Source organism: Pseudomonas sp. NPDC087185 (assembly GCF_044744955.1).
In the GTDB taxonomy this organism is placed as follows: Bacteria; Pseudomonadota; Gammaproteobacteria; order Pseudomonadales; family Pseudomonadaceae; genus Aquipseudomonas.
This window is the reverse complement of record NZ_JBIUZK010000006.1, coordinates 485,753-500,302: the sequence shown is the minus strand read 5'-3', so window position 1 is coordinate 500,302 and position 14,550 is coordinate 485,753. Positions and strand designations below refer to the sequence as shown.

The window sequence follows — 14,550 nt, the reverse complement described above, 5'->3', positions numbered from 1 at the left end:
GTAGTGAAACGATGCATCGCCGATGGTAGTGTGGGGTTTCCCCATGTGAGAGTAGGTCATCGTCAAGATTCATTTCGCAAAACCCCTATCTGCGCACGCAGGTAGGGGTTTTGTCTTTTCTGGATTTTACTAAGTCCGGTCACGGCAGCCAGCCGTGATATCGTTCCCTATCAGTTCGCATCCGCCTTCTAGAGAACTCTCAATGGCCAATTCCACCTCACTCCAGCCCGGCTTCATGATCGTGCACGGCAACCGCCTGGACGACCTGCGCAGCCTGGTGGTGAGCTGGATGCGGCGTTATCCGCTGGCCCCGCTGGAAAACGAGATTGCCCTGGTGCAGAGCAATGGTATCGCCCAATGGCTCAAGCTGGCCTTGGCCGAAGACCCGCTAGAAGATGACCAGGGCGGCTGTGGTATTGCCGCGGCTATCGAGGTGCAGTTACCGGGCAGCTTCATGTGGCAGTTGTACAGAAAGGTGCTGGGCCGCGACGAAATTCCTGAGGTTTCGCTGCTCGACAAGGCGCCGCTGACCTGGCGCCTGATGCGTCTGTTGCCAGCGCTGATCGAGCGCCCGCATTTTGAGCCATTGCGCCGTTTTCTCACCGATGACAGCGACCTGCGCAAACGCTACCAATTGTCGGAACGTCTGGCTGACCTGTTTGACCAGTACCAGGTCTACCGCGCCGACTGGCTCAAGGACTGGTCGGCCGGTGAGCACATTCTCAACACGGCCCGTGGCGAACGTAAACCTCTGCCCCCGGGCAACCGCTGGCAGGCGGAATTGTGGCGGGCCTTGCTCGAAGATGTCGGTGAGCAGGGCATGGCCCAAAGCCGGGCAGGGGTGCATCAGCGTTTCATCGAACGTATCAATAGCCTCGAGCGGCCGCCTGCGGGCTTGCCTTCGCGGGTCATCGTGTTCGGTATTTCCTCCTTGCCCGCCCAAGCCCTGGAAGCACTCGCCGGCCTCGCGCGTTTCAGCCAGGTGCTGCTGTGCGTGCACAACCCTTGCCGCCACCACTGGGCTGACATCGTTGCCGACAAGGACCTGCTGCGCCACCAGTACAAACGTCAGCAGCGCAAGCAGGGCATGCCTTTGCAACTGGACGACGAGTCGTTGCACCAGCATGCCCATCCCTTGCTGGCAGCTTGGGGCAAGCAAGGCCGTGACTACATCAACCTGCTCGACAGCTACGACGACCCAGGCAGCTATCAGGGTGTATTCAGTGACGGGCGCATCGACCTGTTCAGCGAAAGCCAGCCAACCACACTGCTCAACCAGCTGCAGGACGATATCCTCGAGCTGCGTCCACTCACCGAAACCCGAGAATTATGGCCCGAGGTCGATCTGGCCAAGGACCGTTCCGTTCGCTTTCACATCGCGCACAGCCCACAGCGCGAGGTGGAGATCCTGCACGATCAGTTGCTCGCCCGTTTCAGCGCCGACCCCACATTGCGCCCGCGTGACGTCATCGTCATGCTCCCGGTGATCGACACGTATGCACCGCACATCCGCGCCGTGTTCGGCCAGTTGCAACGCAACGACCCGCGTTACATTCCCTTCACTCTGACCGACCAGGGCCAGCGCGGGCGCGATCCGCTGCTGATTGCCCTCGAACACCTGCTCAAGCTGCCCGATAGCCGTTTCGCCGTCAGCGAAGTGCTCGACCTGCTGGACGTTCCGGCAGTGCGCGCACGCTTCGGCATCCGTGAAAGCGACCTGCCCACCCTGCACCGCTGGATCGAAGGTGCCGGTATCCGCTGGGGCTTGAATGCCGAGCAGCGCGCCACCCTGGGCCTGCCCGAAGGCCTGGAGCAGAACAGTTGGCGTTTCGGCCTGCGGCGCATGTTGCTGGGTTATGCCGTGGGCATGGGCGAGGGCTGCGACGGTATCGAGCCCTATGACGAAATCGGCGGCCTGGATGCGGCCTTGATCGGTCCGTTGGTGGCCCTGCTCGACGCCCTCGATGTGGCCAACCACGCCTTGTCCCAGCCCGCGACAGCAGCCCAGTGGGGCGAACGCCTGAATGCGTTGCTGCAGGTGTTCTTCCTGGCCGAGGACGAGCACGACGAGTTTCTGCTCATGCAATTGCAGGAGCTGCGCGACAGCTGGCTTGAGGTCTGCGAGACCGTCGGGCTGCAAGACTTGCTGCCCCTCACGGTTATCCGCGAGGCTTGGTTGTCGGGCCTTGACCAGGGCAAGCTGTCCCAGCGTTTTCTCGCCGGCTCGGTGAACTTCTGCACCCTCATGCCGATGCGTGCCATCCCGTTCCGGGTGGTCTGCCTGTTGGGCATGAACGATGGCGACTACCCCCGTGCCCAGCAGCCGCTGGACTTCGACCTGATGGCCAGCGACTACCGCCCCGGCGATCGCTCGCGCCGTGAGGACGACCGTTACCTGTTGCTCGAAGCACTGCTGTCTGCACGTGACCAGCTCTATATCAGCTGGGTCGGCCGCAGCATCCGTGACAACAGCGAGCGCCCGGCATCCGTGCTGATCGGCCAGCTGCGCGACCACCTGGCCAGCGGTTGGCGCCTGGTCGGTGATGGCAATGATCCGCAAGCGGGCGAGCACTTGCTGCATGCGTTGACGCAAGAGCACCCGCTGCAACCCTTCAGCCCCCGCTATTTCCAGAAGGGCAGTGCGCTGTTCAGTTACGCCCATGAGTGGCAGTTACTGCACCAGCATGCCGATGAGCAGATGCAGCCCGAACTCGGCCTGCCCCCTTACAGCAATGATGAAGCCCTGACCTTGACGCAGCTGCAGGACTTTCTGCGCCACCCGGTACGGCACTTCTTCAGTCAGCGGCTGAAAGTGTTCTTCGAGGCACTGGAAGCACCGACCCCGGACGAGGAGCCGTTCGTCCTCGATGCCTTGCAGCGTTACAGCGCCAGTGAAAGCTTGCTCAGTGCCGCATTGGTCGAGCCTGAAAACGCCGAACAGGCGCTGCAGGCCCAGGCGCGCCGCCTGCAAGCTTGCGGCTTGCTGCCGCTGGCCGGTTTCGGCGAGTTGTTGCAGGCCGAGCTGATCCAGCCGCTGCCCGATCTGTTGCAGCGCCACCGCCAGCTGTTGCAACGTTGGCCCACCGTGGTCGAGGGCGCACTGCCAATCCATTTCGAGTATGCCAGCCACCGCCTGGAAGGCTGGCTTGGCCGGGTGTATCAGGCCGACGATCAGAGCTTGCTGAGCATCACCACCGTGCCCAACACCCTCAGCGCCGGGCGCAACAGCCTCAAGTGGCACCGCCTGATCACCAGCTGGGTCATGCATTTGGCCGCGTGCGCTGCAGGCTATCCGCTACACAGCGCCCTGTTGGCCAGTGACATCACCTTGCTGCTCGCACCACTGCCACACCACGAGGCTGCCGAGCAGCTTGGTCATCTGCTGGTGTCGCGTCAGGCCGCAATGAATGCGCCGCTGCCGGTGGCCGCCAAGACCGCATTCGCCTGGCTGGCCCAGGACGACCCTGACAAAGCGCTCGCCGCTGCCATCCACGCCTACGAAGGGGACGGCCGCACCCGTTTCGGCGAGCGCAGCGAAAGCCTGGCCCTGGCCCGGCAGTTCCGCGACTTCGCCGCCCTCAGCGCCGACGAAACCTTCGAGGGCTGGTGCGAAACCCTGTACCGCCCGTTATTCAGCGCAGCCTGGCAGACCCTGGGCAATCCGGAGAGTGGCGCATGACCCAGGCCCGTCCCTTGGCACTGAGTTTTCCCCTGCATGGCAGCCAGCTGATCGAAGCCAGTGCCGGCACCGGCAAGACCTTCACCATTTCCGCGCTGTACCTGCGCTTGATCCTCGGCCATGGCGGCGAGCAAGGCTTCGGCCGTGAGTTGCTGCCACCGCAGATCCTGGTGGTGACCTTTACCGATGCCGCCACCAAGGAGCTGCGCGAGCGTATTCGCGCGCGCCTGGCCGAAGCCGCGCGTTTCTTCCGCGGCGAACTGCCAGAAGCCGACCCGCTGCTGCACCTGCTGCGTGACGATTACCCCGAAGAATACTGGCCACGTTGCGCCAACCGCCTGGAAGTCGCCGTGCAATGGATGGACGAAGCGGCTGTCTCGACCATCCACGGCTGGTGCCAGCGCATGCTCCGCGAGCACGCCTTCGACAGCGGCAGCCTGTTCACCCAGAGCCTGGAGACCGACCACAGCGACTTGCTGGGGCAGGTCATGCGCGACTACTGGCGGCGCTTCTGCTACGGCATGCAGGGCGAGGCGCTGGCTTGGGTGCGCAGTCACTGGAGCAGCCCCGATGCACTGTTGCCACGCATTCGCCCGCTGTTTGGCCGCGTGCGCGCGCAGCAGGATGAGCAAGAACCGCAAGCCTTGATCGATGTCGCGCTGCAGCAGCGCGTCGATCAGCTGTGCCAGTTGAAGGCGCCCTGGGCGCAGTGGGCCGATGAGTTGCAACAGATCTGCCGGGACGCTGTGGCCGCCAAGCAGGCGGATGGGCGCAAGCTGCAGGCGCGCTTCTTCGAGCCATGGTTCGAAAAGCTGCGCGCCTGGGCCGCTGACGACCAGATAGCAGAGCTCGACCTGGGTACCGGCTTTACCCGGCTGACCCCCAGCGGCATGGCCGAAGCCTGGAAGGCCGGCGAGCCGCCTGACCACCCGGCCCTGCAGGCGATGCAATACCTGCCGCAACAACTGCAGGCTCTGGCCAGCCCGGATGCGCGTTTGCTGGAGCATGCCGCGGTCTGGGTTTCGGCGCGCTTCGAGGTGGAAAAACGCCGCCGCGCCGAGATGGGTTTCGACGACATGCTGCTGCGCCTGCAGCAGGCCCTGGCAAGCGACGCGGGTGAGCGCCTGGCCAGCCTGATCCGTGAGCAGTTCCCGGTCGCGCTGATCGATGAATTCCAGGACACCGACCCGGTGCAATACGGGATCTTCGAGCGCATCTACTGCATCAGCGAAAACCGCGCGCAAACCGGCCTGTTCATGATCGGTGACCCCAAGCAGGCGATCTACGCCTTCCGCGGCGCCGACATCTACACCTACCTGTCCGCCCGGCGCGCCACCGCCGGCCGCCTGCATAGCCTGGATACCAACTACCGTTCCAGCGAGGCAATGGTGGCGGCGGTCAACCAGGTATTCCTGCAAGCCGAAGCACGTGAACAAGGGCGCGGCGCGTTCCTGTTCCGTGAAACCGACGACAACCCGCTGCCGTTCATCGAAGTGCGCGCCAAGGGCCGCAGTGAGCGCCTGCTGATCGACGGCGAGGCCAGCGCGGCCTTGCAGTGCTGGCAACTCGAAAGTGACGAACCGGTCTCCAGCACGCAGTATCGACAGCAGTTGGCGGCCAGTTGCGCCAGCCATATCGTCGCCCTGCTCAATGGCGCCCAGCGCGGCGTGAGCGGTTTCAGCAAGGCTGAAGGCGAACTGAGGCCATGCCTGCCATCTGACATCGCCATCCTCGTGCGTGACGGTCATGAGGCGCAGTTGGTGCGCGCCGAACTGGCGGCCCGCGATGTACGCAGCGTTTATCTGTCCGACAAGGACTCAGTATTTGCCGCCCAAGAGGCGAATGACCTGCTGGCCTGGCTCAAGGCCTGCGCCGAACCCGACTCCGAGCGCCTGCTCAAGGCCGCGTTGGCCAGCCTGACGCTGGACCTGTCGCTGGCCGAACTGGACCAGCTGAATCAGGACGAGCGGGTCTGGGAAGACTGGGTGATGCGTTTTCGTCGTTACCGCGATACCTGGCAGCGCCAAGGCGTGCTGCCGATGCTGCGGCACCTGCTGCACGATTTCCAGCTGCCGCGCACGCTCATCGCCCGCAGCGATGGCGAGCGGGTGCTGACCAACTTGCTGCACCTGGCCGAGCTGCTGCAGCAAGCGGCCGGCGAGCTGGATGGCGAACAGGCGCTGATCCGTCATCTGGCCGAGCACCTGGCCAACGCCGGCCAGGCCGGTGAAGACCAGATCTTGCGCCTGGAAAGCGACGAGCAGTTGGTCAAGGTGGTGACCATCCACAAATCCAAGGGCCTGGAATACCCGCTGGTGTACCTGCCGTTCATCTGTACAAGCAAGCCGGTAGATGGCAGTCGCCTGCCGTTGGCCTGGCACGACAGCCAAGGCAATGCGCAGCTGACCCTGACCCCCGACCAAGCGCAGATCGCCCTGGCTGATGAGGAGCGCCTGGCCGAAGACCTGCGCCTGCTGTATGTGGCCCTTACCCGTGCTCAGCATGCCTGCTGGCTGGGCGTTGCCGACCTCAAGCGCGGTAACCAGAAGAGCTCGCAGCTGCACCGCTCCGCGCTCGGCTACCTGCTGGGTGGTGGCCTGCCGCTGCAGGGCTCGGCACAGCTGGGGGATTGGTTGCGGGGGTTGCTGGCGGGTTGCCCGCACATTGCCTGCACAGCCCTGCCGAAGGCCGAAGCCACCTGTTACCGCCCCCCTCACGCCGAACGTGAGCTGTTGCCCGCCCGCAAGCCGCGTCGCGCTGCAACCGAGCATTGGTGGATTGCTTCCTATAGTGCCTTGCGGGTCGGTGAACAGACGCTGGGCGCCGACAGCTCCCAGGCGCAGCAGTTGCTGGACGACGAAGTCGTCGATGCCCAGGTACTGCGTGAAGTGCCCCCTGACGGTGGTGACATCCATCGCTTCCCGCGTGGGCCGAACCCGGGTACCTTCCTCCACGGTTTGCTCGAGTGGGCCGGTCGCGAAGGCTTCGCCGAAGTCGCGGCCAATCCCAAGCTGATCGAACGCACCGTCGGCCAGCGCTGCAACCGGCGCGGCTGGGCCGGCTGGATTCCAACCCTCAGCCAATGGCTGCAGCGACTGCTGAGCGAGCCGCTGCCGGCCCGCGATGTGATCCTGACACTGGCGCAACTGCAGCATTACCAGATCGAGATGGAGTTCTGGTTCGCCAGCCACCAGGTCGATGCCGAGCAGCTCGACCGCCTGGTAGCCCGCCACACCCACCCAGGCGCAGCGCGCCCGGCCGCTCAACCAACGTTGCTCAACGGTATGTTCAAGGGCTTCATCGACCTCGCCTTCGAGCTGGAGGGGCGCTACTACGTGGCCGACTACAAGTCCAACTGGCTGGGCCCGGACATCCAGGCCTATGACGCCTCGGCCATGGAAAAGGCGATCCTCGAGCACCGCTACGACTTGCAGTACGTGCTGTATCTGTTGGCCCTGCATCGTCAGTTGCGAGCCCGGCTGCCCGATTACGATTACGACCAGCATGTCGGCGGCGCCTTGTTCATCTTCCTGCGCGGCGCCCACAGCAGTGGCCATGGCGTGTATTACGCCAAGCCGCCTCGCGAACTGATCGAGGCACTCGATGCACTGTTCCGCGGTGTTCACCCGCCTCAACAGCAGGACCTGTTTGCCGGAGCCGCGCCATGAGCCGCACCCTCGATGACCTCTTGCCCACGCCACTGAACGCCGACTACCTGTTGGCGCTGGCCCCGCAGCGCAACAGCGCCGACCTGCTGCAGCTGCTAGACCGCTGGGTCGAGCGTGGCTGGTTGCGCGCCCTCGACCGGGCGTTCGTGTCGTTCCTCGAAGAGCGTGCCCACGGTAGCGACCCGTTGCTGTTGCTGGCCGCCGCGTTGGCCAGCCATCAGCTTGGCCATGGGCATGTCTGCCTTGACTTGCAGCAGACCCTCGCCGAGCCGGATTTCGCCTTGTCGCTGCCGCCGGAAGGTGATGCCCTGGCCGGCCCCTTGCTGCTGCCATCGCAACTGCTGGCCAACCTCGATCTGCACACGTGGCGCCAACGCATTGCCGCCAGCCCGCTGGTGGCCGCTGGCAATACCCTGGGCCAGCAGTCGCGGCCGTTGGTCATCAGTGGCGAGCGCCTTTACCTACGTCGCTACTGGCGTTACGAGCGGCAGATCGACGAGACCCTGCGCCAACGTCTGAGCCAGGCAGACGCGGCCCCGGCAGACCTGCCGGTGCGCCTGGCACAGTTGTTCGACGAAGGCGCCCTGGCCGGGCAGGTGGACTGGCAGAAGCTGGCCTGCGCCCTGGCTACCCGCGCGGGCTTCAGCATCATCACCGGCGGCCCTGGCACCGGCAAGACCACCACGGTGGTGCGCCTGCTGGCCTTGCTGCAGGCCCCTGCGGTGGAGCAGGGCAGGCCCCTGCGCATCCGCCTGGCCGCACCGACCGGCAAGGCCGCCGCACGCCTGACCGAATCGATTGGCCAGCAGGTCGAGCGTTTGCAGGTCAGCAGCGAGGTACGCGGGCAGATCCCTACCGATGTCAGCACCGTGCACCGCCTGCTTGGCAGCCGCCCGGGGTCGCGGCACTTTCGTCACCACGCCGGCAACCCGCTGCCGCTGGATGTACTGGTGGTCGATGAGGCGTCGATGATCGACCTCGAGATGATGGCCAACCTGCTCAATGCCTTGCCGCCCAAGGCGCGGCTGGTACTGCTGGGTGACAAGGACCAACTGGCCTCGGTCGAGGCCGGCGCGGTGCTCGGTGACCTGTGCCGGGATGCCGAAGAAGGGTGTTACTCACCCGCCACCCAAGCCTGGTTGGAGCACATCGGCGGCCAGTCGTTGACGGACAGCGGCCTCAAGCCAGGCGATGCACGGCGCAACCCGCTTGCCCAGCAAGTGGTGATGCTGCGGTTCTCCCGGCGCTTTGGCGAGGGCAGCGGCATCGGCCAGCTGGCCCGCCTGGTCAACCGCCAGCAAGCCCAGGCGGCACGCGACCTGTTGACGATGCCCCCGGCGGATGTGTTCGGCCTGGCCCTGCGCGGCGAGCAGGACCGCGCGTTCGACCGCCTGATCCTCGATGGCCTCAATCGCGGGGCCGAAGGCCCGCAAGGCTATCGCAGCTATTTGCGCGCCATCGGCCGTTACCGCCCTGCGCACGGCAGCGCCTTCGACGACCCGCGCTGGGAGCAATGGGCTGGCAAGGTGCTGCGCAGTTTCGAGGACTTCCAGTTGCTGTGCGCGGTGCGCAAGGGCGCCTGGGGTGTCGAAGGGCTCAACGAGCGGGTGGCGCGAGTGCTGCACAGCGCCGGGCTGATCGATAGCCAGCAGCCCTGGTATGAAGGGCGCCCCGTGCTGGTGACCCGTAACGACTATGGCCTCGGCCTGATGAACGGCGACATTGGCATCGCCCTGCGCTTGCCGGATGAACATGGGGAGCCACTGCTGCGTGTGGCCTTCCCGCGCAATGACGGCAGTGGCGGGGTGCGTTTCGTCCTGCCCAGCCGCCTCAACGAGGTGGAAACGGTATTCGCCATGACCGTCCACAAGTCCCAGGGCTCAGAGTTCAGCCACACCGCGCTGGTGTTGCCCGACGCCCTCAACCCGGTGCTGACCAAGGAGCTGGTTTACACCGGCATTACCCGGGCCAAGCACTGTTTCAGCCTGATCGAGCCGCGCCAGGGCATCTTCGAAGAAGCGGTAGCACGCAAGGTGCGGCGGATCTCCGGGCTGATGCTCGAGCAGGTCTGAGGCGCCTACAGAAGTGGCGGCGTTGTGCTATCGTTGCGCCAATATCTGAAGGGACTTTGAGAGATTTCCCACATGACAGTGGCCGGGAGACGAGTGACGGGCTGTGCGCATTCGCTGTTGCTGGTCGCCTTGTTGTTATTGGGCGGCCCTGCCTGGGCGAATGATTCGGCCACCTCGGCCCAGGCCCAGCAACGGGCCAGGGCCGTGACCCAGGTGGTGCTGGGGATTCTCAGCTATGCACGCTGGCCGGCCGAGCCGGTGCCGCTTCGCCTGTGCCTGGTAGGCCCCACCGAATACGCCGACGACCTGATCAAAGGCAACCTGCAGAACTCCGGCCAGCCGCTGCAGGTGCGTCGCCTGCTCGCCGATGATCGCGAAGTGGCCCAGGCCTGTGATGCGGTGTACATCGGCAAGCTCGACGATGGCCAGCGTGATCGGCTGTTCCAGGCGGTCAGCGGCAAGCCGGTCTTGAGCATCAGCGAAGCCGACGACCCGTGCACGGTCGGCAGCCTGTTCTGCCTGCGGGTCAGCGACCAGCAGGTGGCATTCGAGGTCAACCTCGACTCGGTGGCACGTTCCGGCGTGCGTATTCACCCCAGCGTGCTGCAGTTGTCGCGGCGCCGGGCGGTGCAGCCATGAAAGTGACCGGCAAAAAACGCGTGCGCCCGACCCTGCGCTCGGTGTTGGGCCGTGGCCACCTCAACGTGGCCTTGCTGGCCGTAGGCCTGGTCGGTATCTCGCTGACCGTGTTGGGTGTGCTTGCCTTGCGCGTCTACGCCAACCACAACCTGCACCTGATCGCCCGCTCGATCAATTACACCGTCGAAGCTGCCGTGGTGTTCGATGACAGCGCCGCGGCCAACGAGGCGCTGGAGCTGATTGCCAGGGCCGAGGAAGTGGCCGATGCCAAGGTCTTCAACAACGACGGTGAGCAGCTGGCGCACTGGCAGCGCAGCGATGATGGCATGCTTGGGCAGTTGGAGGCGCAGGTGGCAACGGCTTTGCTGGGCAAGCCGATCAACCTGCCGGTCATGCACCAGCAGCAAAAGGTCGGGCACATCGAGCTGGTTGGCCAGGGCCGCAGCTTGTTGCTGTTCCTCCTCAGCGGCCTTGGCGGCATCCTGTTCTGCACCGTCCTCAGCGCTTTCGTGGCGCTGTATCTGTCGCGGCGCCTGCTCGGCGATATCGTCCGCCCCCTGCGCGCCTTGGCCAGCGTCGCCCACGCCGCACGGCGCGAGCGCAGTTTCGACCGCCGCGTGCCGGAGGCGCCCATTGCCGAGCTCAACGAACTGGGCAACGACTTCAACGCCTTGCTGGATGAACTGGAGGTCTGGCACAGCCACCTGCGGAACGAGAATGCCACCCTGGCCCATCAGGCCAGCCACGATAGCCTGACCGGGCTGCCCAACCGTGCGTTCTTCGAAGGCCGCCTCAGCCGCAGCCTGCGCAATGCCGCCCGGCAGCACAATCACATGGCGCTGTTGTTCCTCGACAGCGACCACTTCAAACAGATCAACGACAGTCTCGGCCACGCCGTGGGTGACGCGGTGCTGATCAACGTTGCCGACCGCGTGCGCGCGCAACTGCGCGAGCATGACCTGGTGGCGCGGCTGGGCGGCGATGAATTTGCCGTGCTGCTGACACCGTTGCAGTCACGCGAAGACGCCGAACGCATCGCCGAGAAGATCATCGCCAGTATGCAACTGCCCATGCAGTTGGACGGCGGTGGCAGCATCAGCACCTCGCTGAGCGTCGGCATCGCTTATTACCCGGATGATGGCGATGACCCCGCCAGCCTCCTCAATGCCGCTGACGCGGCGATGTACCAGGCCAAGCGCAAGCGCCGTGGCCATTGGCAAGCGGCGCAGACGGAACGGTCCGCCGCCGAGATCAAGAACAGGAGTTGAACCGTGATACAGCGTTTGCGTTTTCCCTTCGTCGCCCTGCTGCTGGCCTTGCTGGCGCTGACCGGCTGCCAGAGCACACCGCAAAAAGGGCTGACGGCCGAACAGGTCGCCGTGCTCAAGCGCGAAGGCTTTGCCCCCACCGACGAGGGTTGGGCCTTCGACCTGTCGGGCAAGGTGCTGTTCGGCAGTGACCTGGACAGCCTCAATGGCGCGAGCCAGGCGATTGTCGAGCGTATTGGCAAGGCGTTGCTCGGTGTGGGTATCCAGGGCGTGCGGGTGGACGGCCATGCCGATGCCTCGGGCAAGGCGGCGTACAACCAGCAGCTGTCCGAACGTCGCGCGCAGAGCGTGGCCAAGACCCTGATCGGCATCGGCATGCCGGCGCAGAATATCCATACCCGCGGCCTGGGCAGCAGCCAACCGGTGGCGGATAACCGCACCAGCGGCGGGCGCACCGAGAATCGGCGGGTGTCGATTGTGGTGGCGTCCTACTGAAATTCGCGCTGTACCCTTCGCGGGGCAGTCCAAATACTCAACTGATCTTGGGGGCAATGAAGTATTTGTGGGAGCGGGCTTGCCCCGCGAATGGGTTGCAAAGCAGCCCCCATCACCCTTGAGCGAACCTCATCTCGCGCGTCTCGCCCATCAACAACGGCGCATTCGCCTCCGTCACACCGCGGATGTAATCCCATAACAAGGTAATTCGCTTCAACTTGCGCAAGTCCTCCCGGCAGTACATCCAGAACTGCCGCGTCACCTCGATCTCTTCAGGCAGCACCGTGACCAACCGCGGATCCTGCGCCGCCAAAAAGCACGGCAGAATCGCCAGCCCACGCCCCTGCAGCGCCGCTGTGAACTGGGCAATCACGCTGGTACTGCGCAAGTGCGCACTGGCATTGGGAATCAGGTTGGCCAGGTACAGCAGTTCGGAGCTGAACGCCAGGTCATCCACATAGCTGATGAACGGATGGCCCACCAGGTCGCTGACCTGGTCGATCGGCGCATGGTTGTCCAGGTAATCCTGGGTCGCATACAGGCGCAGCCGGTAGTCGCACAGCTTGCAGCATACATAAGGCCCATGCTCCGGCCGCTCCAGGGCGATGACGATATCCGCCTCGCGCTTGGACAGGCTGATGAAGTGTGGCAGCGGCAGGATATCCACTGAAATGGCCGGGTAGGCATCGACAAAATGGCTCAGCTGTGGGGTGACGAAGAAGCTGCCAAAGCCCTCGGTGCAGCCCATGCGCACATGCCCCGACAGCGCCACGCCGGAACCGGAGACCTGCTCGCAGGCCATGTGCAGCGTGCTTTCAATCGACTCCGCATAACCGAGCAAACGCTGGCCCTCGGCGGTCAGCACAAAGCCATTGGTCCGCGACTTTTCGAACAGCAACGTGCCCAGCGCGCCCTCCAGCGACGTGATGCGCCGCGACACCGTGGTGTAGTCGACGCTCAGGCGTTTGGCGGCGCTGCTGGCCTTGCGGGTGCGCGCCACTTCGAGGAAGAACTTCAAATCGTCCCAGTTCAGCGAACTGAGTGAGGTCAGGTCTTTTTGCATGTTGATCCGGTTTTTTTGTGCGTTCTTGTTGGATGTTTGCACATCTATACTCGAAAAAAGCCCCACGACGCCACCTCGCGTTTGCACGGCGCTGGCGATCTCGTCCTGACAATAATTCCAAGGAGAACGCAGATGAACGCACCCCAATCCCCCGGCCAGACCAAGGTCGCGCAGGTCAAGCTGCTGATCGACGGCCAGTGGGTCGAGTCGAACACCACCGAATGGCGCGACATCGTCAACCCGGCCACCCAGGAAGTCTTGGCGCGGGTACCCTTCGCCACCGTCGAAGAAGTGAATGCCGCCGTGGCCGCCGCTGAGCGCGCCTTCAAGACCTGGCGCGACACCCCGATCGGCGCACGCATGCGCATCATGCTCAAGCTGCAGGCGCTGATCCGCGAGCACAGCAAACGCATTGCCGTTACCCTTAGCGCCGAACAGGGCAAGACCATCGCCGATGCCGAAGGTGACATCTTCCGCGGCCTGGAAGTGGTTGAGCATGCCGCGTCCATCGGCACCCTGCAGATGGGCGAGTTCGCCGAAAACGTCGCTGGCGGTGTCGACACCTACACCTTGCGCCAGCCTATCGGCGTGTGCGCCGGCATCACCCCGTTCAACTTCCCGGCGATGATCCCGCTGTGGATGTTCCCGATGGCCATCGTCTGCGGCAACACCTTCGTGCTCAAGCCGTCCGAACAGGACCCGCTGTCGACCATGATGCTGGTCGAGCTGGCGCTGGAAGCCGGTGTGCCGGCTGGCGTGCTCAACGTGGTGCACGGCGGCAAGCAGGTGGTGGATGCGATCTGCACGCACCAGGACATCAAGGCAATTTCCTTCGTCGGCTCCACCGAAGTGGGCACCCACGTGTACAACTTGGGCAGCCAGCACGGCAAGCGCGTGCAATCGATGATGGGCGCAAAAAACCACGCCGTGGTGCTGCCCGATGCCAACCGCACGCAGACTATCAACGCCCTGGTCGGTGCAGCTTTTGGCGCCGCTGGCCAGCGTTGCATGGCCACCTCAGTGGCGGTGCTGGTGGGCAAGGCGCGCGAGTGGCTGCCAGATATCAAGGAGGCGGCAAGCAAGCTCAAGGTCAATGCCGGTAGCGAACCGGGTACCGATGTTGGCCCGGTCGTCTCCAAACGCGCCAAGGAGCGCGTGCTCGGCTTGATCGAAAGCGGTATCAAGGAAGGCGCCAAACTCGAGCTCGACGGCCGCGACGTGAAAGTGCCGGGCTACGAGCAAGGCAACTTCGTCGGCCCGACCCTGTTCTCCGGTGTGAAAACCGATATGCAGGTCTACACCCAGGAAATCTTCGGCCCGGTACTGGTGACCCTGGAAGTCGACACCCTCGATGAAGCCATCGCCCTGGTCAACGCCAACCCGTTCGGCAACGGCACCGGCCTGTTCACCCAGAGCGGCGCGGCGGCGCGCAAGTTCCAGAGCGAAATCGACATCGGCCAGGTCGGTATCAACATCCCAATCCCGGTACCGGTGCCGTTCTTCAGCTTCACAGGTTCGCGTGGCTCCAAGCTCGGCGACCTCGGCCCCTACGGCAAGCAGGTGGTGCAGTTCTACACGCAGACCAAGACCGTCACCGCCCGCTGGTTCGATGACGACAGCGTCAATGACGGTGTGAACACCACCATCAGCCTGCGCTAAGGAGATC

The 14,550-nt window shown here is 64.4% G+C and carries 8 protein-coding genes; 7 read left to right on the top strand and 1 reads right to left on the bottom strand.

Annotated elements, in window-relative coordinates:
* The first annotated feature begins 202 nt into the window (after window positions 1-202).
* From recC to ACIPIJ_RS22475, 6 genes are all read left to right on the top strand, one after another.
* Window positions 203-3,679, top strand: a complete 3,477-nt coding sequence (gene recC, locus ACIPIJ_RS22500) for an exodeoxyribonuclease V subunit gamma (RefSeq protein WP_401080649.1) — start codon at window positions 203-205, stop codon at window positions 3,677-3,679.
* Window positions 3,676-7,347 carry an exodeoxyribonuclease V subunit beta gene (gene recB, locus ACIPIJ_RS22495; protein ID WP_401080646.1) on the top strand — a complete coding sequence of 1,224 codons (3,672 nt, stop codon included), beginning with the start codon at window positions 3,676-3,678 and terminating at the stop codon, window positions 7,345-7,347. The genes recC and recB overlap by 4 nt, the downstream gene beginning before the upstream one ends.
* On the top strand, window positions 7,344-9,419 hold the full coding sequence (recD, locus tag ACIPIJ_RS22490; RefSeq protein ID WP_401080643.1) for an exodeoxyribonuclease V subunit alpha: 2,076 nt from the start codon (window positions 7,344-7,346) through the stop codon (window positions 9,417-9,419). The genes recB and recD overlap by 4 nt, the downstream gene beginning before the upstream one ends.
* A 72-nt stretch (window positions 9,420-9,491) precedes the next feature.
* On the top strand, window positions 9,492-10,058 hold the full coding sequence (locus tag ACIPIJ_RS22485) for a YfiR family protein (RefSeq protein WP_401080640.1): 567 nt from the start codon (window positions 9,492-9,494) through the stop codon (window positions 10,056-10,058).
* Window positions 10,055-11,326, top strand: coding sequence for a diguanylate cyclase domain-containing protein (locus ACIPIJ_RS22480; protein ID WP_401080638.1), 1,272 nt, complete (start codon window positions 10,055-10,057; stop codon window positions 11,324-11,326). Before ACIPIJ_RS22485 ends, ACIPIJ_RS22480 begins: the two co-directional genes overlap by 4 nt.
* A 3-nt stretch (window positions 11,327-11,329) precedes the next feature.
* A complete protein-coding gene (locus ACIPIJ_RS22475; RefSeq protein ID WP_401080636.1) occupies window positions 11,330-11,821 on the top strand; it encodes an OmpA family protein in 492 nt (163 codons plus the stop codon).
* 112 nt (window positions 11,822-11,933) lie between these two features.
* Here ACIPIJ_RS22475 and ACIPIJ_RS22470 read toward each other — a convergent pair whose 3' ends face one another.
* Window positions 11,934-12,884 carry a LysR family transcriptional regulator gene (locus tag ACIPIJ_RS22470; protein WP_401080633.1) on the bottom strand — a complete coding sequence of 317 codons (951 nt, stop codon included), beginning with the start codon at window positions 12,882-12,884 and terminating at the stop codon, window positions 11,934-11,936.
* Window positions 12,885-13,016: 132 nt separating this feature from the next.
* Between ACIPIJ_RS22470 and ACIPIJ_RS22465 the strand changes: the two genes are divergently transcribed.
* Window positions 13,017-14,543 (top strand): CoA-acylating methylmalonate-semialdehyde dehydrogenase, encoded by a 1,527-nt coding sequence (locus ACIPIJ_RS22465; protein ID WP_401080631.1) that lies wholly within the window; start codon window positions 13,017-13,019, stop codon window positions 14,541-14,543.
* Window positions 14,544-14,550: the final 7 nt, after the last annotated feature.

Excerpts from the sequence above, each read along its gene's own strand:
- recC (WP_401080649.1), top strand. The coding sequence starts at position 203 with ATGGCCAATTCCACCTCACTCCAGCCCGGCTTCATGATCGTGCACGGC.
- recB (WP_401080646.1), top strand. The coding sequence starts at position 3,676 with ATGACCCAGGCCCGTCCCTTGGCACTGAGTTTTCCCCTGCATGGCAGC.
- recD (WP_401080643.1), top strand. The coding sequence starts at position 7,344 with ATGAGCCGCACCCTCGATGACCTCTTGCCCACGCCACTGAACGCCGAC.
- ACIPIJ_RS22485 (WP_401080640.1), top strand. The coding sequence starts at position 9,492 with ATGACAGTGGCCGGGAGACGAGTGACGGGCTGTGCGCATTCGCTGTTG.
- ACIPIJ_RS22480 (WP_401080638.1), top strand. The coding sequence starts at position 10,055 with ATGAAAGTGACCGGCAAAAAACGCGTGCGCCCGACCCTGCGCTCGGTG.
- ACIPIJ_RS22470 (WP_401080633.1), bottom strand. The coding sequence starts at position 12,884 with ATGCAAAAAGACCTGACCTCACTCAGTTCGCTGAACTGGGACGATTTG.
- ACIPIJ_RS22465 (WP_401080631.1), top strand. The coding sequence starts at position 13,017 with ATGAACGCACCCCAATCCCCCGGCCAGACCAAGGTCGCGCAGGTCAAG.